This is a genomic window from Streptomyces sp. NPDC020875 (assembly GCF_040641415.1).
In the GTDB taxonomy this organism is placed as follows: Bacteria; Actinomycetota; Actinomycetes; order Streptomycetales; family Streptomycetaceae; genus Streptomyces.
On sequence record NZ_JBFADP010000023.1, the window covers coordinates 78,208 to 103,916 of the forward strand.

General features: G+C 73.0%; 25 protein-coding genes and 2 tRNA genes. 13 read left to right on the forward strand and 14 right to left on the reverse strand.

Features of this window, described 5'->3' with window-relative positions; genetic code table 11:
• Positions 1-15 precede the first annotated feature (15 nt).
• Together AB0G74_RS15685 and AB0G74_RS15690 are read left to right on the forward strand one after the other, a co-directional pair.
• Entirely contained in the window at positions 16-939 is a 924-nt protein-coding gene (locus AB0G74_RS15685) for a hypothetical protein (RefSeq protein WP_361145793.1), read from the forward strand.
• Positions 936-1,832 (forward strand): DUF6339 family protein, encoded by an 897-nt coding sequence (locus AB0G74_RS15690; protein ID WP_361145796.1) that lies wholly within the window; start codon positions 936-938, stop codon positions 1,830-1,832. Before AB0G74_RS15685 ends, AB0G74_RS15690 begins: the two co-directional genes overlap by 4 nt.
• Positions 1,833-1,844: 12 nt before the next feature.
• Here AB0G74_RS15690 and AB0G74_RS15695 read toward each other — a convergent pair whose 3' ends face one another.
• From AB0G74_RS15695 to AB0G74_RS15710, 4 genes are all read right to left on the reverse strand, one after another.
• Positions 1,845-2,921, reverse strand: a complete 1,077-nt coding sequence (locus tag AB0G74_RS15695; protein WP_361145799.1) for a DNA cytosine methyltransferase — start codon at positions 2,919-2,921, stop codon at positions 1,845-1,847.
• 90 nt (positions 2,922-3,011) lie between these two features.
• A complete protein-coding gene (locus AB0G74_RS15700) occupies positions 3,012-3,983 on the reverse strand; it encodes a DNA cytosine methyltransferase (RefSeq protein WP_361145801.1) in 972 nt (323 codons plus the stop codon).
• 94 nt (positions 3,984-4,077) lie between these two features.
• Positions 4,078-4,506, reverse strand: a complete 429-nt coding sequence (locus AB0G74_RS15705; protein ID WP_361145892.1) for a very short patch repair endonuclease — start codon at positions 4,504-4,506, stop codon at positions 4,078-4,080.
• A gap of 20 nt (positions 4,507-4,526) precedes the next feature.
• Entirely contained in the window at positions 4,527-5,543 is a 1,017-nt protein-coding gene (locus AB0G74_RS15710) for an SEC-C metal-binding domain-containing protein (protein ID WP_361145803.1), read from the reverse strand.
• Positions 5,544-5,655: 112 nt separating this feature from the next.
• On the opposite strand from AB0G74_RS15710, the gene AB0G74_RS15715 reads away from it, so the two are divergent.
• From AB0G74_RS15715 to AB0G74_RS15725, 3 genes are all read left to right on the forward strand, one after another.
• Complete coding sequence (locus tag AB0G74_RS15715; protein ID WP_361145805.1) at positions 5,656-6,015, forward strand: DUF6412 domain-containing protein; 360 nt, start codon at positions 5,656-5,658, stop codon at positions 6,013-6,015.
• Between the two features lie 115 nt (positions 6,016-6,130).
• Positions 6,131-6,877 (forward strand): YidC/Oxa1 family membrane protein insertase, encoded by a 747-nt coding sequence (locus tag AB0G74_RS15720; RefSeq protein ID WP_361145807.1) that lies wholly within the window; start codon positions 6,131-6,133, stop codon positions 6,875-6,877.
• A gap of 225 nt (positions 6,878-7,102) precedes the next feature.
• The gene (locus AB0G74_RS15725) at positions 7,103-7,969 is read left to right on the forward strand and encodes a fumarylacetoacetate hydrolase family protein (RefSeq protein WP_361145810.1); all 867 of its coding nucleotides are present in this window, start codon (positions 7,103-7,105) and stop codon (positions 7,967-7,969) included.
• A gap of 127 nt (positions 7,970-8,096) precedes the next feature.
• On the opposite strand, the gene AB0G74_RS15730 is transcribed toward AB0G74_RS15725, so the two are convergent.
• Positions 8,097-8,657 (reverse strand): heme-degrading domain-containing protein, encoded by a 561-nt coding sequence (locus AB0G74_RS15730; RefSeq protein WP_361145813.1) that lies wholly within the window; start codon positions 8,655-8,657, stop codon positions 8,097-8,099.
• Complete coding sequence (locus AB0G74_RS15735; protein ID WP_361145816.1) at positions 8,654-9,760, reverse strand: Gfo/Idh/MocA family oxidoreductase; 1,107 nt, start codon at positions 9,758-9,760, stop codon at positions 8,654-8,656. Before AB0G74_RS15735 ends, AB0G74_RS15730 begins: the two co-directional genes overlap by 4 nt.
• Before the next feature lie 295 nt (positions 9,761-10,055).
• Here AB0G74_RS15735 and AB0G74_RS15740 point away from each other — a divergent pair, with 295 nt between their 5' ends.
• From AB0G74_RS15740 to AB0G74_RS15755, 4 genes are all read left to right on the forward strand, one after another.
• Entirely contained in the window at positions 10,056-11,102 is a 1,047-nt protein-coding gene (locus AB0G74_RS15740; protein ID WP_361145895.1) for an ROK family transcriptional regulator, read from the forward strand.
• Between the two features lie 383 nt (positions 11,103-11,485).
• Positions 11,486-12,595 carry a hypothetical protein gene (locus tag AB0G74_RS15745; RefSeq protein WP_361145818.1) on the forward strand — a complete coding sequence of 370 codons (1,110 nt, stop codon included), beginning with the start codon at positions 11,486-11,488 and terminating at the stop codon, positions 12,593-12,595.
• 210 nt (positions 12,596-12,805) lie between these two features.
• On the forward strand, positions 12,806-13,585 hold the full coding sequence (locus tag AB0G74_RS15750) for an HAD-IIA family hydrolase (protein ID WP_361145822.1): 780 nt from the start codon (positions 12,806-12,808) through the stop codon (positions 13,583-13,585).
• 179 nt (positions 13,586-13,764) lie between these two features.
• Positions 13,765-14,283 (forward strand): hypothetical protein, encoded by a 519-nt coding sequence (locus tag AB0G74_RS15755; protein ID WP_361145826.1) that lies wholly within the window; start codon positions 13,765-13,767, stop codon positions 14,281-14,283.
• Between the two features lie 459 nt (positions 14,284-14,742).
• On the opposite strand, the gene AB0G74_RS15760 is transcribed toward AB0G74_RS15755, so the two are convergent.
• Positions 14,743-14,816 (reverse strand) — tRNA-Lys (locus AB0G74_RS15760).
• 185 nt (positions 14,817-15,001) lie between these two features.
• Between AB0G74_RS15760 and AB0G74_RS15765 the strand changes: the two genes are divergently transcribed.
• From AB0G74_RS15765 to AB0G74_RS15775, 3 genes are all read left to right on the forward strand, one after another.
• Positions 15,002-16,489 (forward strand): peptidoglycan-binding protein, encoded by a 1,488-nt coding sequence (locus AB0G74_RS15765; RefSeq protein WP_361145828.1) that lies wholly within the window; start codon positions 15,002-15,004, stop codon positions 16,487-16,489.
• 65 nt (positions 16,490-16,554) lie between these two features.
• The gene (locus tag AB0G74_RS15770) at positions 16,555-17,979 is read left to right on the forward strand and encodes an SPFH domain-containing protein (protein WP_361145831.1); all 1,425 of its coding nucleotides are present in this window, start codon (positions 16,555-16,557) and stop codon (positions 17,977-17,979) included.
• Positions 17,980-18,307: 328 nt separating this feature from the next.
• Positions 18,308-18,892: a lytic polysaccharide monooxygenase gene (locus AB0G74_RS15775; RefSeq protein ID WP_361145834.1), complete on the forward strand. Its 585-nt coding sequence runs from the start codon at positions 18,308-18,310 to the stop codon at positions 18,890-18,892.
• A 168-nt stretch (positions 18,893-19,060) separates the two neighbouring features.
• On the opposite strand, the gene AB0G74_RS15780 is transcribed toward AB0G74_RS15775, so the two are convergent.
• The 7 genes from AB0G74_RS15780 to ehuB all read right to left on the reverse strand — a co-directional run bounded on the left by AB0G74_RS15780 (position 19,061) and on the right by ehuB (position 24,216).
• Positions 19,061-19,495, reverse strand: a complete 435-nt coding sequence (locus AB0G74_RS15780; protein ID WP_361145836.1) for an ester cyclase — start codon at positions 19,493-19,495, stop codon at positions 19,061-19,063.
• A gap of 242 nt (positions 19,496-19,737) precedes the next feature.
• Positions 19,738-19,811, reverse strand: a tRNA-Lys gene (locus tag AB0G74_RS15785).
• A gap of 125 nt (positions 19,812-19,936) precedes the next feature.
• Entirely contained in the window at positions 19,937-20,698 is a 762-nt protein-coding gene (locus AB0G74_RS15790; RefSeq protein ID WP_361145838.1) for an IclR family transcriptional regulator C-terminal domain-containing protein, read from the reverse strand.
• Positions 20,699-21,049: 351 nt separating this feature from the next.
• The gene (locus AB0G74_RS15795) at positions 21,050-21,787 is read right to left on the reverse strand and encodes an amino acid ABC transporter ATP-binding protein (RefSeq protein WP_361145898.1); all 738 of its coding nucleotides are present in this window, start codon (positions 21,785-21,787) and stop codon (positions 21,050-21,052) included.
• A 103-nt stretch (positions 21,788-21,890) separates the two neighbouring features.
• Complete coding sequence (gene ehuD / locus AB0G74_RS15800) at positions 21,891-22,541, reverse strand: ectoine/hydroxyectoine ABC transporter permease subunit EhuD (RefSeq protein ID WP_361145841.1); 651 nt, start codon at positions 22,539-22,541, stop codon at positions 21,891-21,893.
• Positions 22,541-23,347: an ectoine/hydroxyectoine ABC transporter permease subunit EhuC gene (gene ehuC, locus AB0G74_RS15805; protein WP_361145844.1), complete on the reverse strand. Its 807-nt coding sequence runs from the start codon at positions 23,345-23,347 to the stop codon at positions 22,541-22,543. The genes ehuD and ehuC overlap by 1 nt, the downstream gene beginning before the upstream one ends.
• Positions 23,344-24,216, reverse strand: a complete 873-nt coding sequence (gene ehuB, locus AB0G74_RS15810; RefSeq protein WP_361145847.1) for an ectoine/hydroxyectoine ABC transporter substrate-binding protein EhuB — start codon at positions 24,214-24,216, stop codon at positions 23,344-23,346. Before ehuB ends, ehuC begins: the two co-directional genes overlap by 4 nt.
• 352 nt (positions 24,217-24,568) lie before the next feature.
• Here ehuB and AB0G74_RS15815 point away from each other — a divergent pair, with 352 nt between their 5' ends.
• Entirely contained in the window at positions 24,569-25,681 is a 1,113-nt protein-coding gene (locus AB0G74_RS15815) for an LLM class flavin-dependent oxidoreductase (protein ID WP_361145850.1), read from the forward strand.
• The last annotated feature ends 28 nt before the right edge of the window (positions 25,682-25,709 follow it).

Here is a 25,709-nt window from a genome sequence, read left to right on the forward strand (position 1 = left end):
AGGGTCACGTTCCGGGTGACCGCGGTGCGCCAGGACGGGACCGACCTGGAGACCTCGGCGTTCTCCCAGGGCGAGCGCGTCGTGGCGCTGGACCACGCCGAACGCGGGCCGTGGGGGAGCGCCACGCTGACCATCGCCGCCTCCTTGCCGGAGGATGAGCTGGCCGAGGGGCCCTGGACGGACGTCGTGGCCGTCGCCGTGCTGACGGAGTCCGCGACCAACGCCCGTACCACCACTCGTCTTCTGCCGGGGGCCGGAGGCGTCAGGACAGGGCGACTCCGTCTGTCACGGTCCGATTATCGGGGACGTGCGGATCTCTCCGTGAAGGTCGTCGCGACCGTGGGCGGAGTGTCCGGCCGAGTCGTCGCCTGCTCGGACGAGGACTGGATCGTGGACTTCACCGCGCCGAGCCCGGTACGGCGACGCGGTCTCGACATCAACGAAGTGGACTTCCGCGACGGCCCGTACGAGTGGCTGCGCTCCCTCAAGGACTCGCCTTGGGCGGTCGACACGTCGGGCGAGCTGCCGGTCGTCCATGTGAATACGGCCTTCGACGGCATAGCGGAGCTACTGCGGCCCGGTGGCGACGACATGGAGCGGGCCGTCGGGGAACTGCTCTCGGCGCGGATCGCCACGGATGTCTGGACTGCTGCCTTCCATGCCGCGGTGGGCGCCACGGAGGTTGATTCCGAGGGGAACCCGACCTGGCCGGGCGATTGGCGCGAGGACGTCCTCAGGGGGATGCTCGCCGACGTCATGCCCGATCGGTCCGAGGACGACGCGTTGCGTGAGGTGCACGTCCGACGGAGCGACCCGGTGGCGTGGAGCCGGCTCCAGACGCAGATCAACTACGCCGCTCTGCGGAGGGCGAAGGTGGCGAAGAGCCTGGGGCGTACCGTCCGTGTCCTCGAATCGTCTCAGAGGGAGAGCAACAGTTGATCCCGCAGCCCGATCCGATGCCCGACCGCCTGGCTCTGCTGGCCGACGTCAATGCCGCGGCGAATCTGACGTCGGAGGTCCTGTCCGGCCGGGAGAACCCGCCCTACATCGCACTGGGGAAGGACTCCGTGCGGTTGGAGAGCACCGCCGCCCGATTTGCCGTCGGACCGATCCGGGCACTGGTCGAGGACGCCAGGACGTACGGCGATATGAACAGGAAGACCGACGCGGACGCCTGGTTGGCTCCGCGGCTCCACGCGACCTTGAGGCTCACCCGACGTGAGGCCGCCGATCGTCGACTGTGGAACCATCTGGCACTGTGCGTCGCCCCCGACTACGTACTGTGGCGTCATCTGCCGGCGGAGGGCAAGGACGGGAATCCGGCCCGGGTGAATCCGAAGCGCTTCAGCGGTAGCCATTTCACGCAAGTGTTCTCCCGGCTCTGGTGGGCCGCGGAACTTTTCCGGGACGGTGCGGACTACGCACCGGTCGAGGTCGCGTGTGGCAATCAGGATATTTTCAATACGATTCTCAGGCTGGACGTGATCGACCACAGACCCACGGTTCAGGCGATGATCCGGCTGCATCAGCAGGGCGTCGTCAGGACCGGGCGCGAGGTGAACGCGCTGGCCGCCGCAGTGAATGCCGCCGCCAGTACTTTGCTCTACGACGTGATCGCGCCGGACGGCGAGCGCGACGGAGACGCGTTGACGGAGTGGATCGAGGAGGCGGAGTCGGCACCGCCGGTCTCCCGTAAGCGGCTGCCCGACGGTCCGGACGACGGTCCCGTGCCCCGGGAGTCGACGGAGCTGCTCGTCGAACGGTTCGCGGAGTACTTCGAGACCGCACCCGTCCGGGGGCAGATCAAGAAGGAGGAAGCGGAGAAGGAGTGACGGCGTAGCCGGTCACATGAGGCCCATGGACCGGTCCACCGACGCGAGGCCCTCCTTGAGGGCGGTGTCTCCCAGGCCGAGGGCCGCCGCGAGGACGTGGACGCCGAGCCGGGGCGGAATGGCGTTGCCGATCTGCTGCGCGACGCCGTTTCCGCTCCATCGGTAGTCCGCCGGGAAGGTCTGCAAGAGCCCCGCCTCCTCGTTGGTGAGGCGGGAGAGCTCCTCGCCGTCCGGCAGGTAGAGCCGATTACGGGAGATCTTGCCGGTGACCGTGGCGGACGGCATGTCGGAGGTACGCCGGCCGCGGGCCTTGGGGTCGCTGCCGGTGCCGTAGTTGGAGACCACGTAGAACGAGTCCGGGCGATCCCCCAGAACGTCCCCCATGGTCACCCAAGGGGCCTTTCGGGAGTCGCCCTCCGAACGATCCACGCCCTTCCGGTACGGGCGGTGCGTCGGCTCGGGCAGTTCGGCCCGCCCCTGCCACCTGGCCACCAGGATCGCCCGGCGCCGGGTCTGCGGAACGCCGTACTCCTCCGTCTGCAGTACGACGGGCGGGGCGACGTCGTACCCCTCGCTGCTGAGAACGTTGCCCATGACGGTCCATACCGGCATGGCGCCCTGCACCTGCTCCAGAACGATCGCCTCGTAGGGCTTCCCCGCGTCGATCGCGGCCAGAGCCCATCGGAGCGGCTCCAGGACCAGGCCGATACGTTCGTCGCCGAACTTCGCGAAGTCCTCCGCGAGACCCTCCTCCCGCGCGGCCATCCGCTTGGCGAGACTCACGACCGCGTCGAGGGCCTGCCGCCCGGCGCCCGAGCCGGCGACCGTGTACGTCTGGCACGGAGGGCCGCCGGTGAGGACGGTCGCGCCCGGGAAGTCCTCGGGGCCGCAGTTCCGGACGTCGCCCTCGTCGTGCGTGGCGAGCCCCGCCGCCAGCCGGGTCGCCCGGGCGTCCTTGTCGATCTCGATCCCCGCCACGACGGGAATCCCCAGGTGAGCGGCGGCTACGTCGAGTCCCCCGGGGCCGGCGAACAGGTCCACGATCCGGAAATCCGCAGAGGTGGTCCGTCGCGTATCGGGGGTGGTCATGGGACGCGAGTTTATCCCGAGGCGAGAGGGGGCGCGGCCGCTCCCGATGATCGTCGGAAACGGATTTCGACGATCACCGGGAGCGATGCGTCAGGAGGCCAGCGCCGCGGCGACGGCCCGACCCAGAGCCTCGGCCACCGGGGGCGGGGACGCCTGACCGATCTGGCGGTACCGATTGGTCTTGGCTCCCGCGAAGGACCACTCCGGCGGGAACGCCTGGAGAAGAGCCGCCTGCTGCACGGTGAGCTTTTTGTGGGGTGAGCCGGACTTGTCCGATTCCTGTTTCCCGTCCGGACCCGGAACCTCGTCGCCCAGCGCGTTGCCGTTGATCCCCATGCGCACCCAGGCGTGTTTGGAACCGCGCGGCCCGAGATCGCCGCCGCCTCTGCCGTACGAGCCGCCGACCAGCGTCGGGGCGACGGTGGAGGCCGCCGCCACCCACTGCTCCAGGTCCGTCCAACCCCGGGCTCCCATCGATTCCCGGAGCGCCTCCCCGACCGTGACGTGCCGGTCGACGGTGGGGATCGGCGGAGCGAAAGTCTCGGCGAAAGGTTCCTTCAGAGCAACCAGGATCCCCTGCTTCCGACGCTGCGGTACGCCGAAGTCGGCGGCGTCGAGGACGAACCAGTGGAGTCGGTAGCCCAGGTGCTCCAGCTCCTCGCGGATGTATTCGCGGACCTCCGCGTACCGCGGCTTCTCCACCAGCTCCGGGACGTTCTCGATCAGCACGGCACGCGACTGCACGGCGGAGACCAGTTGGATGGTCGCTTTGAGGAGATTCGACTCCTTGCCCGTCTCCGCGCGGTTCACCGTCGCCGAGGACTTCACGCGCGGGAGACCGGCGGCGAGCAGGTCGACGTCGTAGCTGATCGGATGGTCGACCGGGTCGAAGTCCACCAGGTCCATCTCCAAGACGTTCCAGGTCGGCCGGTTGAGTCTCAGCGTCTCGCAGGCCACGTCCCGGTCGTCCAGGAGGAGCACCGGGTCGAAACCGGCGCTCTCCAGGCCCAGCGCCAGCCCTCCGCCTCCGGCGCACACCTCGACCGACGTCAGTCTCCCCACGTTGCTCTCCCCATGTCCCGTTCGGTGCGGCACGCGGAGCGCCGACCCTTTCGGGGGCGGCTCCGCCGTCCGCGGTTCCGCAAGCCTCGCATGATCACATCCGCTTCGACCGGGCCGCTCGCAGGCGTCGTACGGTTTCGGCCACTCGCCGGGCCACGTCCTCGGGGGCTTCGTGCTCCCAGAAGCGCAGCACGGTCCAGCCGCGGGCCTCCAGATGCAGAGTCGTCTCCCGGTCCCTCGCGGTGTTCCGATCGAGCTTCTCCCGCCACCAGGCGGCATTCGACTTCGGCAGCGTGCCGTGAACCGGACAACTGTGCCAGAAGCAGCCGTCGAGGAAGACCGCCACCTTGGCGCCCCCGAAGGCGATGTCGATCTTCCGCCGCCGCAGGTCCGGGACGGCGGTATGGAGCCGGTAGCGGAACCCCTGCGCGTGCAGGAGGCTCCGTACGGCCTTCTCGCAGGAGGTGTCCTCGGACTTCTGCTTGCTCATCTGGGCAGACTTGGCCGCCGAGGAAGGGACCATGACGGGCGGAACGGGATGTGTCATCTCGCCGCGGAACCCCCGTGACACTCCCGGTACGCCTCTCCCGACCCGCACCAGCACGGGGCGCCCTTCGAGGGCGGCCAGGGGAGGGCGCGGCCGCGGGAGGCGAGGGTGGTGGCGTACTGGGGGAGCAGGGACGGGTTCGTCGGGGCGGACTGTTCCGAGGCCGCGAACGCCTCGTAGGAGGGGACCGTGGCCGTCACGATGCCCAGGTTCTCGGTGCCCGTCGACGCCAGTTCGCGGAGGGCCGACTCGATGGCGGTCAGGTGTGCCCGGTGCGAGGGGTACTCGGTGGCGAGGGCGGGGTACGCGGTGAGGAGTTCGGTGAGTTCCGCCGCCGGCCAGTGGAGGACCGCGACCGGGAAGGGGCGGGAGAGCGCCGAGCGGTAGGAGCCCAGTTCGGAGCGGAGGCGGGCGATCTCGGCGCGGAGTTCCGAGGGGTTGTCGGAGCCCAGGGCCCACAGGCGGTTGGGGTCGTGGAGTTCGTCGAGGGAGATCGGGGAGCGGGCCGTGTGGACCTTGTCGGCGAGGCGGTCCCAGTCGTCGTGCGGGCGGCCGAGGAGGCGGCGGACCCGGTGGCGGCCGGTGAGCAGGGGGCGGACGCCGTAGGGGACGTCGTCGTCGCCGGGGGGCAGCAGCAGCCGGACCCCCTCCGTGAAGCAGGCGTGCGACTCCTCCAGTTCGTCGTGGGACTCCAGCGTCTCGGCGATGGTCTCCCACGGGGCCGGGTCGGCGGGGGAGGCCGCGCGAACGCCCGCGATCAGGGTCCGGGCCTCGGCCTCGTGGCCGTACTCCCACAGGTTCGCGGCCTGGAGCGCCTTGATCGCCAGGGGGTGTTCGGGGTCTTCGGCGAGCAGTTGGTCGTAGAGGGTGGAGGCGCGTTCGCGGTCGCCGGCCAGTTCGAGATGGGCCGCGGCGCGCAGCAGCAGGGGCTCGTGGTCCTCGGGGTACTGCGACGCGGTGCGCAGCAGACGCTCGGCTTCGGAGATATGTGCGGCAGGCGTGTCGGGGCGCATGGATGACACCGTACTGCGGCGGCCGGGTCCGGCGGGACGTGGTCGGCTCGGAGGGCCCGCTACCCTGGAGTTGTCGTACACCGGTACGCGCCGAACGGGAGGGGGGACGGGGATGACGGCCACCGCCGCCGCGAACCGTGCCGCGCGCCTGGTCCGCGCGCTCCTCCTCGCCCTCGTCGTCGCCGTCACGGCCTTCGAGGTCCTCGTCGCCGACAGCACCGCCGGTTCAGGCGGTGGCTTCCTCGCCGCCCTCGCGCTCGCCGCGACCGCGACCGGTGCCGTGGGCTCCGCGCTCGTCGTCAGTGCCGTGATCAGCGCCCGGTGCGCGCCCCCGGTGCCCAGGACCCGGGTCCGTACCGCCATCCGCGACCGGGAGCGGCGTACCGCCTTCCTGCCGCAACGCGACCCCGACGCCCGGGGCCGCACCCGCCCCCGGGCACCCGGCCGCGCCCTCCGCGCGGTGGCCGGATAGGGCGTAGCACGCACAGGAACGCGGAAGTCCGCGTTCCGGCAGGCCCTCCGTATGCGCCGCGTGTCACGCGTATTCCGACACATCCGGCTGTACGAGACCCCTCGGAGGGCTCCCCTTGTCCGTCTTCGCCCAGCTGGTCGAGCGCCTCGCCGACCTCCTCGAACCCCTCTTCCACGGCTCCGCGACCGCCGCCGCGATCATCCTCTTCACGGCCCTGGTCCGGCTCGCCGTCCACCCCCTCTCCCGGGCCGCCGCCCGGGGCCAGAAGGCCAACGCCCGGCTCGCGCCCCGCGTCGCCGAACTGCGGAAGAAGCACGGCAAGAACCCCGAGCGGATGCAGAAGGCCCTGCTGGAGCTGTACGCGAAGGAGAAGGCGTCGCCGCTCTCCGGCTGTCTGCCGAGCCTGCTCCAGATCCCCGCGTTCTTCCTCCTCTACTACCTCTTCTCCAGCGGTTCGATCGGCGGCGAACCCAACGCACTGCTCGCCCACACCCTCTTCGCCGCGCCCCTCGGCGACCGCTGGAGCGACGCCCTCGACGCGGGTGGCGTCGCCGGTGACGCGGGCGTCGTCTATCTCGTCCTCTTCGCGATCGTGCTGGGTGTCGCCGTCTTCAATTACCGGCGGACGCGGCGCCAGATGGCCGACGCCCCGCCGATCGACCCCACCACCCCCGGAGCCGCCGCGATGGCGCCGATGATGAAGGTGATGCCGCTGCTCTCCTTCGCGACCCTGATCACGGTGGCCGTCGTCCCGCTCGCCGCCGCGCTCTACATCGTCACCAGTACGACCTGGAGCGCCGTCGAACGCGTCCTGCTCTACCGCGACATGCCGGCCGCGGGCGCCCTGGCCCAGCCGCTCTGACGCCCTGACCTCGCGATTCCGGCGTCGCGGTGCCGGAACCGCGGGACGACACGTACTTGCGGAGCGGCCGGGCATTTCGGAGGATCGGGGGGAACCCGGTCCTCCGGCGTTCCGCCGCAGACCCGACGACGGTCACCGTCGCCCGTCGTCGCCCGGCCGGAACGAGAGGCCGGGACCGGAGGATCCGGTGTGCCGAGGGGCGCCGGGGGAGTAGGGGAGCGACGGATGAGACTGCTGCGGATCGGCGCGCCGGGCGCCGAACGGCCCGCCCTGCTCGACCGGGACGGTACGACCCTGCGCGATCTGACCGGACTCGTCGACGACATCGACGGCCGGCTGCTCGCCGATACCTTCACCCTCGACCGGATCCGGGCCGCCGAGGGCGCGGGCGTACTGCCCGTACTCGACGCGGCGGAGGTGAGCGGGGTACGGATCGGGCCGCCGGTCGCGCGGATCGGCAAGATCGTCTGTGTCGGGCTGAACTACCGCGACCACGCCGCCGAGACCGGTGCCGAGCCGCCCGCCGAACCCGTCCTCTTTCTGAAGGCGCCGGATACGGTCGTCGGCGCGTACGACACCGTGCTCGTGCCGCGCGGCTCCACCAAGACCGACTGGGAGGTCGAACTCGCCGTCGTGATCGGCCGGACCGCCCGGTACCTCGGTGACGACGAGGATCCGCTGGCGTACGTCGCCGGGTACGCCGTCGCGCACGACGTCTCCGAACGGGCCTTCCAACTGGAGCGCGGCGGCACCTGGGACAAGGGCAAGAACTGCGAGACCTTCAATCCGCTCGGCCCGTGGCTGGTCACCCGGGACGAGGTACCGGATCCCCAGGCGCTCCGGCTCCGGCTCCGGGTCAACGGCGAACTGAAGCAGGACGGCACCACCGCCGACCAGATCTTCCCGGTCGCGGACGTGGTCCGGTACGTCAGCCGGTTCATGACCCTCCACCCGGGTGATGTGATCAATACCGGGACGCCCGCCGGGGTCGCCGCCGGACAGCCGGAGCCCCGCTATCTGCGGGCGGGCGATGTGGTCGAGGCCGAGATCGACGGCCTCGGGCGACAGCGGCAGACCTTCGCGGACGCCTGAGTCCGGTCCTCGCCCGGTACCCGGACCCCGCTCGGGCCGTCGAGTCTTCCGGCGGCCGGTGGGGCGGCGGCCGGTGGGGCGGGCGTACGGCTCCGGAACCGGCCCGGCCTCACCTTCCGCCTCGCCCTCAGACCCCCGACGGCGTCCGGGTCGTGGCCAGGAACCGCTCCAGCGCCTCCACCACCAGCGCGTGGTCGTCGGTCTGCGCCAGGCCCGAGACCGTGACCGCGCCGATCACCCCCGCCCCCGTCACCGCCAGCGGGAACGAGCCGCCGTGCGCCGCGTACCGGTTCCGGTCGAGCCGGGCCGCCGTGTCGAAGTCCGTCCCCCGCGCCCGGTACCGGGCGCCCACCAGCAGACTGCTCTCCCCGAACCGCTCCACGACCCGCCGCTTGCGGTCGATCCACCGGTCGTCGTCCGGGCTGGAGCCCGGCAGCGCCGCGTGGAAGAGCTGCTGACCGCCCCGGCGGATGTCGATCGCCACCGGCGCGTTCCGCAGCCGGGCCATCTCCACCAGCAGGGTGCCCAGCGCCCACGCGTCCGCGTGGGTGAACCGGTCCAGCACCAGCCGCCGCTCCTGCGCCACCAGGTCGGCCACCGCCGGGGCGACCCCCGCCCGTGACACGGACCCGGGCGGCTGGGGTGACGGGTTCGCGGGCGGCTGGCCGGACGGGGCGGCGGGGCTCATTCGGACGGCACCTCCACGGTGATGCCCTCGCGGGCGGAGAGACGGGCCGCTTCCAGGATGGCCAGGGTCAGCGCCGCCTGCTCGGCGGTGACCGGCGGCGGTGTGCCCTCCCGCAGCGCCCGGGCTACCAGTTCGTAGTAGGCGGGATAGTCCCCCGGTACGGCCGGGACCGGCTCGCCCCCGCCGGTCCCCGGCGGCTCCCCGGCCCCGATCCGGCCCCACAGAGCCTGGTCCGGCACACCCCACGGCTCCCCGCCGCCCGGCCGCCGCCCCGCCCGCAGCGCCGCCTCCTGGGGGTCGAGCCCGTGGCTCACGAAGCCCGCCCGGGAGCCGAGGACCCGGAACCGGGGGCCGAGCTGGGCCGCGGTCGAGCTGACCCAGAGATGGGAACGGACACCGTTCGCGTGGGTGAGGGCGAAGAACGTGTCGTCGTCGGCCTCGGCGCCCACCCGCCGTACGTCGGACTCCGCGTACACCCGGACCACCGGCCCGAACAGGGTCAGCGCCTGGTCGACCACATGGCTGCCGAGGTCGTACAGCAGCCCGCCGATCTCCTGCGGATCGCCCGACTCCCGCCAGCCGCCCTTCGGCCTCGGCCGCCACCGCTCGAACCGCGACTCGAACCGCTGGACGACCCCCAGCTCACCACTGGCCACCAGCCGGGCCAGGGTCAGGAAGTCGCCGTCCCAGCGGCGGTTGTTGAAGACCGACAGCAGCAGACCCCGGTCCGCCGCCAGTGCCGCCAGCTCCCGCGCCTCGGCGGCGGTCGCTGCGAGCGGCTTGTCGACGACGACCGGCAGCCCGGCCCGCAGGGCGGCCGTCGCCAGCGGGACATGCGTCCGGTTGGGGGACGCGATCACCACCAGATCCAGCTCGTCGGCGCGGCCCCACAGCTCGTCCGCCGCCGAGGCGAGCCGTACCCCGGGGAACTCGGCCCTCGCCTGGTCACGGCGGGCCCCGTCGGAGGTGACGACCGTATCGAGGACGAGTCCGTCGACGGCGGCGATCAGCGGCGCGTGGAAGACGGAACCCGCCACGCCGTAGCCGACCAGCGCGACCGCGAGCGGGGTGTCGGTACCGCGGGGAGTGCCGTTACCAGTCATGGCGCCACTTAAGCAACGCTGTTGCCTAAGCGCAAGCGGACGACAGAATGGGGGTGTGCGAGACGACAGCGACGAGACCGGTGCCGCGCCGGACCCCGCGGCCGACGGCCGGCCGGAGCCGGATCCGCTCCTCCGGGGCCCCGAGTACCCGGCCGCCGACGGACCTATCCGTACGGAAACGGACACCTGGCCGGAAGTGGAAGCGGAAACGGGCGCGGCGGCGGGCTGGGCGGCGGGTGCCGAGCCCGGCGGCCGGAGTACGACCCTCCCCGGGACGACGGCCGGCGGGGCCAATCTGCCCGTACTGCGCGGACACAACACGGCCCTGCTCCTCGCCCATCTCCGGGACGCCCGCGAGCACGGCGTCAGCAGGCTCGGGCTGGCCCGGCGGACCGGCCTCACCCCACAGGCCGTCAGCAAGATCGTCGCCCGGCTGCGGGCCGACGGCCTGGTCGCCGAGGCCGGGCGGCGCGCCTCGACCGGGGGCAAGCCGCGGACCGTGCTGCGGCTGGTCCCCGGGGCGCGGCACGCCGTCGGGCTCCGGCTCGACCGGGACGAGATGACCGCCGTACTGGTCGATCTGTACGGCACCGTGGTCGCCGCCCGTACCGCCCCGCTGGACCTCGGTGCCGGGCCCCCGGCGGTCGTGGAGGCCGCGGCCGGGGAGATCGAGGCGCTGCTGGCGGCCGAGGAGCCCGGACATCTGATCGGTACCGGGGTCGCGATGCCGGGACCGCTGGACTACGCGGCCGGGGTCACGCTCCGGATCACCGGCTTCCCCGAGTGGGACGGCTATCCCGTCCGGGACGCGGTCGCCACCCGGCTGGCGATGCCCGTGGTCCTCGACAAGGACACCAACGCGGGCGCCCTCGGCCTCGTACCGGGCACACCGCCGGGGGAGTCGTACGCCTATCTGCACCTGGGTACGGGGCTCGGCGCCGGTCTCGTCCTGGGCGGCGCCGTGTACCGGGGCGGGCGGACCGGCGCCGGGGAGTTCGGCCACCAGGTGATCCAGCTCGGTGCCGACACCCCGCCCTGCCGCTGCGGGCGGCGCGGCTGCATCGAGGCGCTCTGCCTGGCCGCCGTGGCGCGCGGCGACCTGGTGGCGGCGGCCCGGATCCTGGGCGCGGGCGCGGCGAACCTGGTGGCGCTGCTCGACATCGACCGGGTTCTGCTGGGCGGGCGGATCGTCGAGGAGGACGACGCGCGCGAGGTGTTCGTACGAGAGGTGGCGCTGCGGTCCGGCATCCCGGTCGCCCTCGCGAACGGCGGCCCCCATCTGATCGCCCGGGGCGCGGCGGAACTCGTCCTCGCCCCCCTCTTCGGGGGCGCGGCGGGCTGACGGCCCGGGGGCGGGCGGGGGTCCGGCGGGGGTGTGTCGCGCATCGCCGAGGCGCGGCCGGGTCCCCGCTGCCGTACGGGCGCGGCGCGGCGCCGAGGGGCGGGCGGGGCACGGTTCGGGCGGGTGCCGTTTCGCGGGCGCCGTGGTGCCGTGGCGGCCGGGCGGGGCCGTCCCCAGGCCCGTACGAAAGTCTGACAATACGCTGAAGGGGCGGAATCGCCGGGCCGTCGCGCCGGGGCGGCTCGTGGCGTCGGCCCGTTCCGTGGCGGGCGTGCCATCGTCGGGGCCGAGGCCGGATCCGCCCCTCGTACCGTCCCCTCCCCAGGGGCGGCACGGGCCGGGCGGGGACAGGCCCCCTTCGAGCGCAAAGGCCAACGATCGACATGCGACCGCCCATCGCCTTCGCCGTCGTCGCCGCGACCACGATCGCGGCCGTCGCCCTGACCGTGCCCCCGACCGCCTTCGCGGCCGCCCCCATCGCCGACCGGGAAACCCCGGCGGCCGCCCCGGCGACGCTCCCGGCGGCCTTCCCGATCACCCCCGGGGCGGGACCGGCCGCCCCGGCCGCTCCGTCGGTGACGACCCGACGAATGGCGATCCCGATCGTCACGCCGGGGTCGGCGGGATCGGTGGGACCGGGCCCGGAGCCGGCCGCCCGGTCGGGTCCCCGCCTCGCCGGTGCCGTCGCCCGGCCCGTACCGTCCGCGCCGTCCCCGGCGGCCGGACACCCCGCCGCCGACCCGGGCGATCCCCGGACCGCGAGTGCCCGTACGGCCCCGGCCGGGCCGGTACGCGCTGCCGTACGGGCCCTCGGCCCCGCCGGGCCCGCCCCGGGAGCGGTCTCCGACGGCGCCCGGCTGCCCGTCGGCTGCGGAAGCCCGTCCGGCGGCGCGTTCCCGATCGGCACCCGGATCGTCGGGGCGCCCGACGTCCACCATCCCGGGGGCGGCTTCGAGTCCTGGGGCGTGGAGCTGACCAACACCACCGGGCGGGAGTGCCGCGAGGTCCATCCGGTCCTCGTCTTCGCCGCCCGCGACCGGGGGCTGACCCCGGACCGGATGGTGCTGGAGTTCTACGACCCCGGGGCCGCCCGCTGGCGCGGCGCGCAGCTGGAGACCAGCGGGGAGGACGAGGTCGTCGGTGTCCTCGGCACCCAGCGGGCCCGGGGCGGCGGCTTCACCGTGGGCGCGAAGTCGGCCGTCACCGTACGGGTACGGCTGGCGCTCACCGGCGAGACCCCGCCCAACCAGGTCACCGTCAACGCCGCCGTGGTCCAGCGGCGCGGCGACGACGGCGACTGGGTCGGCGAGTCCGGCGACTACCGGTTCGCCGTACTGGAGGACCGGGGGCCCGGGGCCACCGTCACCCGGGACGAACTCGCCACCACGGGCACCGGCTCCACCCTCCGGCTGGCGGCCGCCCTCGGCATGGTGCTGGCCGGGGGCGGGGCGCTCGTCCTGATCTCCCGATGCCTGCGCCGGGGCCGCGGCTGACGCGGGGAAGGGCCCGCCGGGACATCCGCCGCTGGTCAGGGCTCGATCACCGGGCCCCCGGCTGACTAGGCTGTCCGTGTCGGGGTGCCACAGAGCCGTGCCCTCCGGCACCCCGCACATCGAGTACGGGACGCGGACACCCACCGAGCCACCCGGCCGGAGCGGGGTCCGGGACCGGCCCGTACCCCACGCACGGCAGGAGCCCCCTTGATGGCAGAGCGCAAGCCGATCGAATCCTGGCTCACCGACATGGACGGTGTCCTGATCCACGAAGGTGTGCCGATCCCGGGCGCCGACGCCTTCATCCGCAAGCTCCGGGACACCGGGAAGCCGTTCCTGGTGCTCACCAACAACTCCATCTACACCGCCCGTGACCTGCACGCCCGGCTGGCCCGGATGGGGCTCGACGTGCCGGTGCAGAACATCTGGACGTCGGCGCTGGCCACTGCCCGGTTCCTGGACGACCAGCGGCCCGGCGGCACGGCGTACGTGATCGGCGAGGCCGGACTGACCACGGCGCTGCACGACATCGGATACGTCCTCACCGACCACGACCCCGACTACGTGGTCCTGGGCGAGACCCGGACGTACTCCTTCGAGGCGCTCACCAAGGCGATCCGGCTGATCAACGGCGGCGCCCGGTTCATCTGCACCAACCCCGACGAGACCGGCCCCTCCACCGAGGGCCCGCTCCCGGCGGCGGGCTCGGTGGCCGCGCTGATCACCAAGGCCACCGGCAAGGACCCCTACTTCGCGGGGAAGCCGAATCCGCTGATGATGCGGACCGGGCTGAACGCGATCGGGGCGCACTCCGAGACCAGCGCCATGATCGGCGACCGGATGGACACCGACGTCCTGGCCGGTCTGGAGGCGGGGATGGAGACCTTCCTGGTCCTCACCGGCGTCACGACCCCCACCGATATCGACCGCTACCCGTTCCGGCCGTCGACGATCGTGGACTCCATCGCGGATCTGGTCGACCGGATCTGACCGCGAGGGGCCGTCTCCGGGCCCCCGGGACCGGGTGGGCGGGCGCGCGGGTCACCCGAACACCTCGGCCGTCGTTTGCGTCGTACCACGTCAGAGCCGGTGACCGGGGACACGCCCGGCGCCGGGGATGCGGTCGGGCCCGTCAGGCGTGACGCTGTGGCACAGCAGGAGGTGTCACCATGCGTGCAGCTGTGATCGCGCTCCGTGCGGCCGGAGTGGCCGCCGTACTCGCCGCGGCGCCGACCGCCCTGGTCCTCGCCCCCGCGGAGCCCGCCGCCGGTTCCGCGCGCGAGACGGCCGGAGTGTACGAGCCCGGCGACGAGGGCGATGCGGGCGATACGGCAGAGGCGGGCGGGACGGGCGGGAACGCCGCGACCGGCACCGCCCGGTCCGCCGAATCGGCAGACTCCGCCGACCCCGGTGCGGCCGGGATCCCGGCCGCGGCTCCGATGGCACCTTCCCTGCTGACCCCGAGGGCCGCCCCGGACCCCGCCCCCGCCGTGGAGGCCAGGGGCGCCGACCAGGGCGGCACGGGCGGCATCGGTACGGGTATCGCCACGGCCACCGAGGAGCCCGCCGCCGAGGACGCCGGCCCCGGCACCGTGCATACCGTGGTCGGGCTGGTCCTGGCGGGAGTGGCGGCGGTCGTCGTCGCGGTCCGGGGCGCGCATCGCCGCCGCCGTACCGACAGCCGCTGAGGCCGGTCCGTACGCGATCCCGCCCCGGCCGCCCGGCTGTCCGTCCGGCCGCGCCGCCGTACCGGCAACCGCTCGGGGGAGGCGCCGTGCGGGGGACCCGCCGTACCGCGCGCCGTTACGACCGGGCCCGGCGGGTGACCGTCTCACCGGCGCCACCCGCCGGGCCGGTCCTCGACCGCTGGGGCACGGGCTGCGGGAGAAGCCCGGCACCGGAGCGGGAGGAGGGGGATGGTCGTGACGCGATACGGGGACCCGGACCAGTGGCGGAAGGGCCTGCCCTGCCACTGTAGGCGGGGGCGACCGCCCGGCCTAGGGTGTCTCGGCCGGAAGTCGGGGACACGGTCGCGCCCCGTCCGGTGAGCCGACGGGCCGGAGCGGACGGGCCGGGCGCGTGTCGATTACCGGTGGCCGGAAAGGACCGAAGGTCCCTCGCCATCGGCAAGGGACCTTCGGTGTGCGTGCGCCGCCAGGGACTCGAACCCCGGACCCGCTGATTAAGAGTCAGCTGCTCTAACCAACTGAGCTAGCGGCGCCTGCTGACACGGAAAACTCTACCGGATCCGTCGGAGTGCTCCGAACCAATATCCGGGCCATCTGATCGCTCCCGGCCTGTCGGATGGTCGTTTAGTCCCTTTTATGGGTCAAACTGCACCCAGTTCCATCCGTACCCACCCACCCCCAGACGTCACGATCCAGCCACGCGCGGAGGGGCCAGCCGATGGCGCTGCCGGTTTTCGAGGAGTACGAACCCGCTTCCGACTGCGACTGCCCCGGATGCGCCGACCGGCGCCGGGCGCTCGCCGCCGGGGAGCATCCCGCCGCCCACGGCTGCCGCCGCGCCCTGGTGGTGGTCACCGCGGCCTCCGCCGTGCTCGGCGCGGGGGCCGCCGCGCCCGTGGGCGCGCTGCCCCACACCGTGCCGGGGGCCGCCGCCGCGACCGCCGAGCCCGACAACGAGCAGGGCGGACCCGGCGCGCTCCACGGCCGTCCGCTGCCCGGACCCGCCGGGACCCCGGCCGTGCCGGTCATCCCCCCGACGACCCGGGCGGAGATCATCGAGCGGGCCGAGAAGTGGGTGCAGGCGAAGGTCCCGTACAGCATGTCCAAGTACTGGACCGACGGATACCGCCAGGACTGCTCCGGCTATGTCTCCATGGTCTGGGGCCTGACCACCAACGAGTGGACCGGCAGCCTGGCCCAGTTCGGTACGGAGATCCCCCGGGAGGAGCTGCGGCCCGGGGACATCCTGCTCTTCCACAATCCGAGCAATCCCCACTCCGGGTCGCATGTCACGATCTTCGGCGCCTGGACCGATCAGACGCACGCCGAGTACACCGCGTACGAGCAGACCAAGCCCGCCACCCGCCGCCAGACCACGCCCATGGCGTACTGGAACAACTCATCCAAATACGTTGCCTACCGCTACAAGGGCGTCACCGGTGCCACGGAGCCCGCCGAACCCACTGTCCCGACGACGCCGACGACGCCGACGACGCCCACGATCCCCGTCCCGCCGACCGCGCCCACCACACCGGTGACGTCCCCGGGCCCGGCTCCGGCCGACGCCTTTCCCGGTGCCGGGTTCTTCGGCCCAGGGGCGGAGAACGAGCATGTGACCCGGCTCGGCGAGATGCTGGTCGAGCGGGGCGGCGCACGGTTCTACGCCGAGGGGCCCGGGCCCCGCTGGACCGAGGCGGACCGCCGGGCGACCCAGGCGTTCCAGCAGGCGCAGGGGTGGAGCGGTACCGACGCCGACGGCATTCCCGGCACCCAGACCTGGAAGCTGCTGGTGACCGGGACGGGCAAGGACATCCCCGCCCCGGTATCGGCGTCGACGGCCGCCCCGGCGGTCCCGGCCGCCCCGGCCGCCGCTACGACTCCGGTGGCCGTCCCGGATTCCGCCCCGGTGCCCGGTCCTGCCGCGACCCCCGGCACGGCGTCCGGTGCCGTGACCGCCGTACCGCTGTTCCCGGGTGTCGGGGCCTTCCGGCCCGGGGCCTCGGGACCGTACGTCACCCTTCTCGGCGAGCGGCTCGTCGCCAGGGGCTTCGGCCATCACTACACCCGGGGCCCCGGACCCGTCTGGAGCGAGGCGGACCGGCGCAATGTCGAGGCGTTCCAGCGGGCCCAGGGCTGGCGCGGTACCGAGGCGGACGGCTATCCCGGGCCCGAGACCTGGCGCCGTCTCTTCGCCGCCCCCGCCTGACCCGCCGGCCTTACCCCCACTCCCCACCCTGATCCCGATCTCTCCGCAGCGGAGGCGGCAGCGCGATGAGTACCACCACCTCGGAGCCGGAGGGCGGCACCTCGCCCGGACCTCCGGCGGCCACCCCGGCGCCGACCCCGGCCGCCTCCGGCGCGGCCGGGGGGTCCGTGGCACGGATCCCGGCCGTCGCCGACGACGCGACCACCGAGATCCCGGTCCACCTCCTGTTCCGCGACGATCCGCCGGGTGGCCCCTCGGCCGTCCCGCCGGGCGGCCCGCCCGGTGTCCGGCCGGGCGGACCGCCGCCGACGGAGCCCGGCGCCGGGCCCGCCGACCGCGGCGGTCGCCCGGGTCACTCGGGCCGCCCCGGTCATTCCGCCCTCCCGGGGGGCGGCGGATCCGGTCGTACGATTACTCCGCGCCCGGCCGTCGTCGCCCGGCGGCGGGGCACCGGCGAGCAGCCGCGAACAGCCCCCGGACCCGGCTCCGGGGCCGGACCTGGGCCCGGAGCCCGTACCGCCGCCCGGTCCGGCCGCGCCCCCGGTCCCGCGTCCGGACCCGGGCCCGGAGCCGTCCGGGCCGTGCCACCGGCCGCCGATCCGGATCCGGCCGAGCGCCCGGGCCCCGCACTCCCCGGCTGGACCGGGGTCTTCGCCGGGGTGTGCGCCGTCGCCGGTACGGGTGTGGTGCTGTGGGGGACCGGGGTGACCCCGGCGGTGGCGACCCGGCTCCTCGGGCTGCCCCCGGCCCCGTACGCCGGAATCGGCCCCCTGCTGTGGGCGCTGATCGGGGTCGGGGTGGTGCTGACCCTCTTCACCTTCGGCGGCGTCGCCCGCGGCCGGGCGGGATACGCGCTCGTGCTGACGCTCTTCGGCGAGTACCGGGGCACGGTCCGGCGGACCGGGCTGATGTGGCTGAACCCGCTGCTGCGCCGCCGCCGGATCGACGTACGGCTGCGGCACTGGCGGAGCCTGCCGCTGCCCGCCGCCGACGCGGACGGTACGGAGCTGCGGGTGGTGGTGCTGGTGGTGTGGCGGGTCCGGGACACCGCCCGCGCGGCCCTCGGGGTCGAGCGCCACGAGAGCTATCTGGCCGAGCGGGTGGAGGCGGCGGCGGTCCGGATCCTCTCCCGCTGCCCGGCGGACGCCCTGCCGCAGGGACCGGCCGGTGCCGAGGCCCTGGGCGCGGCGCTGACGGAGCTGCTCGCGGCCGAGTGCGCGCCCGCCGGGATCGAGGTCTTCTCGGCCCGGCCCGCGGCGGTCGAGTACGCCCCCGAGGTCGCCGCCGCCCTCCAGCGCCGCCGAATCGCGGCGATCGACGCCAGATGCCGGGACTCCGTGCTGACCTCGGTGGTCGACGCGGTGGACGACACCGTCACCCGGCTCACCGCGCGCGGTCTGGTGGAGCTGGACGACTACGAACGTAAGGCCCTCGTCAAAGACCTCACCGTGGCGTTCTACACCGGCCGGTCCGCGACCCTGGAGCGGTGAGTTCCGCCGACCGGGCCGACGGGGATCCGCCATGGCCGGATCCCCGTCGGCGTAAGTGATGAAGGAAAGCGGGACGCGGTGCATGGCATCCGGTGGCGAGGTCCGCCACAGGCCCGGAAAGCCAAGGCATCTCAGGGTCTGGACAGGCCGAACTCTGGTCAATACATTGGGTGTTGGTCTAGACCTAAAAGTGGCGCAGAAGGAGCGCCTCTCGCGGAAAATCCCCCCACGGGACCCCCCACGGCACGGCCGCTCAGCCAAACCCCCCACAGCACAGCACGCGTGCAGCACGGCTCACTCGAACCCCCCCACGTTTCTGGGAGCAAGCATGCGCAAACGGACCACAGCCGCCGCCATCGGTCTGCTCATGACGGGCGCCACCGTCTTCGCGACCGGCAGCGCGAACAGCCACGGCTACACCGAATCACCGATCAGCCGGCAGAAGCTCTGTGCCAACGGCACGGTGAAGAACTGCGGTTCCATCCAGTGGGAGCCGCAGAGCGTCGAGGGCCTCAAGGGCTTCCCCGCCGCGGGACCCGCCGACGGCGCGATCTGCGCCGGTGGCAACGGCCGCTTCTCGGAGCTCGACGACCCGCGCGGCGGCGCCTGGCCCGCCACCAAGGTCAACTCGGGCAGCTTCACCTTCAGCTGGCGCTTCACCGCCCGGCACCGCGCCACGGACTTCAAGTACTTCATCACCAAGCAGGGCTGGGACCCCAACTCGAAGGTCACCCGGGCGTCCCTGGACTCCCAGCCCTTCCTGACGGTGCCCTACGGCGGCGTCCAGCCGCCGGAGACCCTGTCGCACACCGGGACGCTGCCGTCCCGCTCGGGCAAGCATGTGATCGTCGCGGTCTGGACCGTCTACGACACCCCGAACGCGTTCTACTCCTGCTCGGACGTCCAGTTCTGACGGCCGGGGACTGACCGGCGCGGCGGCCCTCGTGGGGCCGCCGTCGCCGCGTACCGCCATTCGGGGTAACCGGCGGTCCCGGGTACCCCGGTCCTGAGCGGTCCGGAGCGGGCCGCCCGCCCGGACCCGTCGGCGGCCTCGCGTACGCAGGCCGCCTCGGGTCGGCCGTCAGTCGTTGAGGCCGATCTGCCGCATCAGGCCGACCAGGTCGTAGAAGAGGTTCTCCTCCACGATCATGCCGTCGGCCCAGTGCGCCACCGTGCAGAAGTCCACGGCGAAGGCCCGGCCGGTGGGTGGGATCTCCCCGCCGGGGCCCTTCATCGGGCCGGTCATCGTGCCCGTGAAGCGGGCCACCGAGCAGGTCCAGTCGCCCCGGCCGAGCAGGACCTTGTACGGCCGGTTCGCGATGTGGTTGTCGGGGAAGGTGGCGAAGAACTCGACCGCCTCCGCCCGGTGGTCGTGCCGTCCCCGGGTCGGCTCGGGCTGTCCGGGCCAGTACACGACCGTGTCCGGGGTGTGCCGGGCGTCGAAGGTGTCCCAGTCCTGGGCGTTCCACGCGTCGTCGAGGCTCTGCATCAGCTGCATGTTCTCGTCGGCGGTCATCGTCCTCACCTCAGTCTCGGGGATCGGGTACGGGACGAGCGGGCCGGCGGGCGACCACCCCTCCAGCAGAACCCGGCCCCCGGCACCCCGCAAACCGGCCGGGGCGGGCCGGCGGCGGACCGGTGTGACCGGTTGGGCGGCCTTTTCGGCGGGCCGGGGGAGGCGTCGGGGGAGGTGCCGGAGAAAGGGAAAAACACCCGAGGCGTCCCGGCCGGAACCGGAACGCCTCGGGTGTTCATCTGTGCGCCGCCAGGGACTCGAACCCCGGACCCGCTGATTAAGAGTCAGCTGCTCTAACCAACTGAGCTAGCGGCGCCTGACGAGAAAAATACTACCCGGTCCCCGGGGGTGCTCCCGACCACCGCCACCGCCTGGCCCGACGCCACCGGCCACCGGTCGCCCCGGCCGGGCACACCGGCCGCCGACCGTCGGGCCCCCGGCTCAGAGCGTGAGGGAGAGCGCCATCGGGGCCGCGCTGCGATTCAGCGTGTCGGCCGCCGCGCGCAGCCGGTGCGCGTGCTCCACCGGCATCGACAGGGCCAGACAGCCCACGGCCGAGCCCGCCGTCAGCGGTACGGCGGCGCAGACGGTGCCCACCGCGTACTCCTGGAGATCGAGTACGGGGACGGTCGGCGGCTGGCTGTCCAGTTTGGAGAAGAGCAGCCGCTCACTGGTGATCGTTCTGGAGGTGAAGCGGGTGATCTTGTGCCGGGAGAGATGGTCGCGTCGGCCGTTCGGGTCGAGCTGGGTGAGCAGACACTTGCCGACGGCGCTGGCGTGCGCCGCGAACCGGAAGTCCACGTACTCGTTGACCTTCGGGGTGTGGGGACCGTCCGCGTACTGGGTGATCCGGACCTCGCCGTCGACATAGCGGCTGACGTACACCGCGGCGCCGACCGTGTCCCGGAGCAGCGAGAGCGCCTGCTGGACCTTCTCCTCGACGGCGCGCTCCCGGGCCGGACCCGAGCCCAGCAGGACGAGGGAGTCGCCTATGACATAGGCGCCGTCGTCGGCCAGCCGCTCCAGATAGCCCTCGCGGCGGAGCATGTCGAGCATCGGCCCGAGATGCGCGGTCGGCAGTCCGGTCTCCCGGGCGATCCGCTGGTCCGTGACACCACCGCCGTGCCGGGAGACGGTCTCGAGTACGCGCAGCACGTACTGCACCGACTGGAATGACACAGTCGGCTCGGGCCTGAGCGCCACGGTCTCCCCCTCAGCAGGTCGTCACCGCAAGCTTCCATTACCACGATAGCGGTCAATAACCATCAGAAGCACGGCTGTTGGCCGGAATGCCGGGTGTTGTCACCCCCCTAAGCTGCGGCTTTTGTGATTGGCATATGCCAGAGGCATGATCCGGGGCTGGGGAGCGCCCACGATTCGCGCGGGCGTTCCCGGGTACCCCCGGGCGGGCGAGCACACCTCCGCGGCGCCCGGGCACTCCCGGGAAGGGGCCGGAGAACCGGCCTCCCCGGGCGCCCCCGGACGCCGCGGCGAGGGCTCCCGGACACGGCTCCCGGCCCGCCGGACGGACGGCCGCCGGGTACCGCGTACGGCTCAGAGGATCGCGCTCAGGAACTCCCGGGTCCGTTCGTGCTCCGGGTCGGAGAAGATCTTCTCCGGCGGGCCGTACTCCAGGATCCGGCCCTCGTCGAACATCATCACGCAGTCCGACACGTCCCGGGCGAAGGCCATTTCGTGGGTGACGCAGACCATGGTCACATCGGTCGTCGTGGCGATGTCCCGGAGCAGGTCCAGCATCCCGGTCACCAGCTCGGGGTCGAGCGCCGAGGTCACCTCGTCCAGCAGCAGGACCTTGGGGCGCATCGCCAGCGCCCGGGCGATGGCCACCCGCTGCTGCTGGCCGCCGGAGAGCCGGCCGGGGTAGCTGTCGGTGTAGTCGCCGAGACCCACCAGATCCAGCAGCTCCCGGCCGCGCTCCTCGGCCTCGTCCTTGGAGAGGCCCAGGACGTGGACGGGCGCCTCGGTGACGTTCCGCAGCACCTTCATATGAGGGAACAGGTTGAACTGCTGGAAGACCATCCCGATGTCCTTGCGGACCTCGCGCAGTTCCTTCTCGTTCGCGGGCCAGAGCCGCCGACCGCCGACGGTGATCGTGCCCTCCTCGGGCTTCACCAGGGTCATCAGCAGCCGCAGGATCGTGGTCTTGCCCGAGCCGGACGGGCCGATGAGGGTGACGTGCTTGCCGGGGTGGACCGAGAGATCGAGGGAGTCGAGGACCGTACGGTCCCCGAACCGCTTGGTGACCTTGTCGAAGGTGATCAGATCGGTCACCGGCGCGCCGGTCCCGGCCGTGGGGCCCGACCCGGCGGACGCACCGGCGGGACCAGAGGGATCGGAGGGATCAGAGGGATCGGCGGGCTTGTTGAGCAGATGGTCAGCGGACAAGACGACGCTCCAGGGCTCGCAGCAGCAGGGATGCCGGATAGGACAGGAGGATGAAGGCGATGCCGACGACCGTGAACGCCTCCACGGTCAGGAAGGTCTCGGCGGCGAACTGACGGGCCTGGCCGAGCATGTCCATCACCCCGATCACAAAGATCATCGGAGTGTCCTTCAGCATCGCGATGACGTAGTTGCCGAGCGCCGGGACGACCCGGCGCACCGCCTGCGGCAGGATCACCGCACGCCAGGTGCGGACCCGGGACAGGCCGAGCGCCGTGGCCGCCTCCCACTGGCCCGCCGGGACCCCGTCGATCCCGGCCCGGTAGACCTCGGCGGTGTACGTCGAGTAGTGCAGTCCGAGACCGACGACCCCGGTCACCAGGGCGGAGAGTGTGAGACCCCACTCCGGCAGCACGTAGTAGAGGAAGAACAGCTGCACCAGCAGCGGGGTGTTGCGGACGAACTCCGTCACCGCCGCCACCGGCCAGCGCACCGCCCTGTACGGCGAGCGCAGCGCCAGCGCCCAGACCAGGCCGAGCGCGAAGGCCAGCAGCGCGCCCAGGCCCAGGGCCTGGAGGGTGACCAGGAGGCCGTCCCAGAAGCGGGGCATGAAGTCCCCGACCGCGGACCAGTCCCAACCCATCAGCGCTCACCCCCGGCCGCCGCCGCGTCGGCGGGCGTCCTCGTGCCGTCCGGTCCGGAGCCGGAGTCCGTATCCGTCGAGGGGCGGTTACCGGCCGCCGACCCGCCCCGGTAGCGGGCCCGTACCCGCTCCGTGAACGACGGTTCGACCTCACGGCCCAGGCCCGCCTTGGCCCGTCGCTCCAGTACCCGCATCCCGCGGGTGAGCGTGAACGCCAGCACGAAGTACATGAGCAGGACCACCGTGTACACCGGCGCGCTCTCCCCGGTCGCGTTGCGGACCAGGGCCGCGCCGAACGCGATGTCCCCGACGCCCATCACCGAAACCAGGGCCGTGCCCTTGAGCAGTTCGACCAGGAGATTGCCGAACGGGGGGATCATTTCCGGCCATGCCTGCGGTACGACGACCTTCCGCAGCTGCTGCGCCGGGGTGAAGCCGAGGGCCACCCCGGCCTCCCGCTGCCCCGGCGGCACCGCCGCCAGCGCGCCCCGGACGACCTCGGCGCCGTACGCCCCGTACGTCAGCCCCAGCGACAGCACCGCCGCCCACAGCGGTACCAGCTGCCAGCCGAAGCCCATCGGCAGCACGAAGAAGATCCAGAACATCAGGATCAGCGCCGACGTGCCCCGGAAGATCTCCACATAGACCCCGGACAGGAACCGGACGATCCACCGGCGGTGGGTACGGGCCGGGCCGACGACGAAGGCCACGACCACCGCCAGCGCGGCGCTGAGAACGGTGAGCTGGACGGTGATCCAGACACCTTTGAGGAGCAGTTCCCACAGCCCCGGGGTGATGTCGCTCATGCCGTACACCTCTCCCGGGCCTTCACCTTCGTCATCTGCGCCTCGCGGAAGCCGAAGGGCCGCATCAGCTCCAGCAGCTCACCGCTGCGCTTGAGCTTGTGCAGCTCGCGGTTGAAGGCGTCCCGCAGCCGGGTCTCGGGGGTACGGAAGGCGAAGCCGCCGACATCGAACACCGCCTTCCCGTCGCGGTACGGCGTGACCTCGGGTGTCGCCTCGGCCCGGCGGCTGCCCCGTACGACATTGCGGACCGCGACGGCGGTCCCGGCGAAGACGTCCACCCGGCCCTGCTCCACCGCGAGCAGCCCGGCGAGCTGGTCGGGGAGGGTGGCGATGCTCTTCACCCCCGCCTCCTTCGCGTAGTCGATCTCCGCGTACCCGACCCCGGTGGCGAACCGGGCGCCGGACTCGGCGACGTCCGCGAAGGTCCGCAGCTTCTTCGGGTTCCCCTTGGCCACCAGGAAGCCGCTGACCATCTGGTACTCGGGGTCCGAGAAGAGGACCTGCTCACAGCGGGTGGGGTTGATGAACATCCCGGCGCCGACCACATCGAACTGGAGCGCGTTGAGCCCGGTGATCAGGGAACCGAACTCGGTGGGGAAGGGCTGGACCTCCTCGACCCCCAGCTCGCGGAAGATCCGCCGGGCGATCACCGGCGACGAGCCGGTCATCTCGCCGTCCCGGCCGATATAGCCGAACGGCTGCTCACCGGCGAGACCCAGCCGTACGGTCCCCTTCGCCCGCAGTTGCTCCAGCAGGCTGCCGCCGTCCCCGGCGTCCGCGGTGGCCACCCGGCTGCACGCGGAAGCGCCGCCCACGGCGGCCAGCGAGCCGAGGGCGGCGGCACCGGCCAGCAGGGACCGGCGGCCCACGCCGCGTCTGTTCCCGGCCACGGGGCCGTCCGCCGGTTCGCCGGGTTGTCGTGGCGCACGGTCTATGGGTGACTGGTGTGACGGATGGTGTTCCTGGGGGTGTCGTCGTCGGGCCATGCCCGCGCGGCTACCCGGACCGTACGCGGATATGCGGATCGATCCCGTGATGACCCGGTCGGATCATCATGCGGGGGTACGCGACCGGCCCCGCCGCCCCCGGCCCCGCTCGCCGGGCCCGGCCCCTGGATCGGGGATCGGGAACGAGCCACGGGACCGGGAACAATCGGAGGGGTCCTCCTGTTGATCACCTGCGATAGCTTGCTCCGCCCCCCCCGCATGAAGGGCAGAACCGTTGGACGACGCGAGGCAGGACACCCCGGGCGACGCGGGACACCACGGAAACCACCCGGTCAGAGGCGAGGCACGCGGCTCGGCTGCGGTACCGCTGTCCGTGCTCGACCTGGTCACCGTCGGAGAGGGCCGGACCGCCGCCGACGCCCTGCGGACCAGTGTCGCCATCGCCCGGCTCGCCGAGAGCCGGGGCTACCACCGCCACTGGGTGGCCGAACACCACTCCATGCCCGGCGTCGCCTCCTCCTCACCGGCCGTGATCCTCGCCCATCTCGCCGCACACACCGGGCGGATCCGGCTGGGCTCCGGCGGGGTGATGCTCCCCAACCACGCCCCGCTGGTGATCGCCGAGCAGTTCGGCACCCTGGAGGCGCTGGCACCCGGCCGGGTCGACCTCGGGCTCGGCCGAGCCCCGGGCACCGACGGCGCGACCGCCGCCGCCCTGCGCCGCACCGCGCGGGCGGGGGAGGGGGCGGAGGACTTCCCGCAGCAGCTCGCGGAGCTGACCCGGTTCCTGGACGACGACTTCCCCGACGGCCATCCGTACGCCCGGATCCACGCCGTGCCCGGCCCGGTCCAGGGCCCGGCGGCCCGGCCCCCGGTCTGGCTGCTGGGTTCCTCCGGCTTCAGCGCCCGGCTCGCGGGCGCGCTCGGGCTGCCCTTCGCCTTCGCCCACCACTTCTCGGCCCGGAACACGGTCCCGGCGCTGGAGCTGTACCGGACGTCGTTCCGCCCCTCGGCGCTGCTGGACGCGCCGTACGCGCTGATCGGGGTGGCCGCCCTCGCCGCCGACGACGAGCGGGAGGCGCGCCGCCAGGTGCTCACCGGCGCCCTGTCGATGCTGCGGCTGCGGACCGGGCGGCCGGGGCTGATCCCGACCCCCGAGGAGGCGGAGTCGTACGCCTTCACCGCGGTGGAGCGGGAGTTCGTGGACGACTGGCTGGCCACCATCGTCCACGGCACCCCGGACGCGGTCCGGACGGGCCTCGACGAGCTGCGCGCGCGGACCGGCGCCGATGAGCTGATGCTCACCTCGAACGTCCACAGCGGGGCCGCGCGGCTGCGTTCGTACGAACTCGTCGCGGACGCCTACGGCCTGCCGGCGGCCGGCTGAGACGGCCGGGAGGGGCCGGTCCCGGCGT

Coding starts and splice junctions, on each gene's coding strand:
- AB0G74_RS15755 (WP_361145826.1), top strand. CDS start 13,765: ATGCGTGCAGCTGTGATCGCGCTCCGTGCGGCCGGAGTGGCCGCCGTA.
- AB0G74_RS15745 (WP_361145818.1), top strand. CDS start 11,486: ATGCGACCGCCCATCGCCTTCGCCGTCGTCGCCGCGACCACGATCGCG.
- AB0G74_RS15725 (WP_361145810.1), top strand. CDS start 7,103: ATGAGACTGCTGCGGATCGGCGCGCCGGGCGCCGAACGGCCCGCCCTG.
- AB0G74_RS15765 (WP_361145828.1), top strand. CDS start 15,002: ATGGCGCTGCCGGTTTTCGAGGAGTACGAACCCGCTTCCGACTGCGAC.
- AB0G74_RS15730 (WP_361145813.1), bottom strand. CDS start 8,657: ATGAGCCCCGCCGCCCCGTCCGGCCAGCCGCCCGCGAACCCGTCACCC.
- AB0G74_RS15705 (WP_361145892.1), bottom strand. CDS start 4,506: ATGGTCCCTTCCTCGGCGGCCAAGTCTGCCCAGATGAGCAAGCAGAAG.
- ehuC (WP_361145844.1), bottom strand. CDS start 23,347: ATGAGCGACATCACCCCGGGGCTGTGGGAACTGCTCCTCAAAGGTGTC.
- AB0G74_RS15750 (WP_361145822.1), top strand. CDS start 12,806: ATGGCAGAGCGCAAGCCGATCGAATCCTGGCTCACCGACATGGACGGT.
- AB0G74_RS15770 (WP_361145831.1), top strand. CDS start 16,555: ATGAGTACCACCACCTCGGAGCCGGAGGGCGGCACCTCGCCCGGACCT.
- AB0G74_RS15775 (WP_361145834.1), top strand. CDS start 18,308: ATGCGCAAACGGACCACAGCCGCCGCCATCGGTCTGCTCATGACGGGC.
- ehuD (WP_361145841.1), bottom strand. CDS start 22,541: ATGGGTTGGGACTGGTCCGCGGTCGGGGACTTCATGCCCCGCTTCTGG.
- AB0G74_RS15695 (WP_361145799.1), bottom strand. CDS start 2,921: ATGACCACCCCCGATACGCGACGGACCACCTCTGCGGATTTCCGGATC.
- AB0G74_RS15715 (WP_361145805.1), top strand. CDS start 5,656: ATGACGGCCACCGCCGCCGCGAACCGTGCCGCGCGCCTGGTCCGCGCG.
- AB0G74_RS15710 (WP_361145803.1), bottom strand. CDS start 5,543: ATGCGCCCCGACACGCCTGCCGCACATATCTCCGAAGCCGAGCGTCTG.
- AB0G74_RS15735 (WP_361145816.1), bottom strand. CDS start 9,760: ATGACTGGTAACGGCACTCCCCGCGGTACCGACACCCCGCTCGCGGTC.
- AB0G74_RS15780 (WP_361145836.1), bottom strand. CDS start 19,495: ATGACCGCCGACGAGAACATGCAGCTGATGCAGAGCCTCGACGACGCG.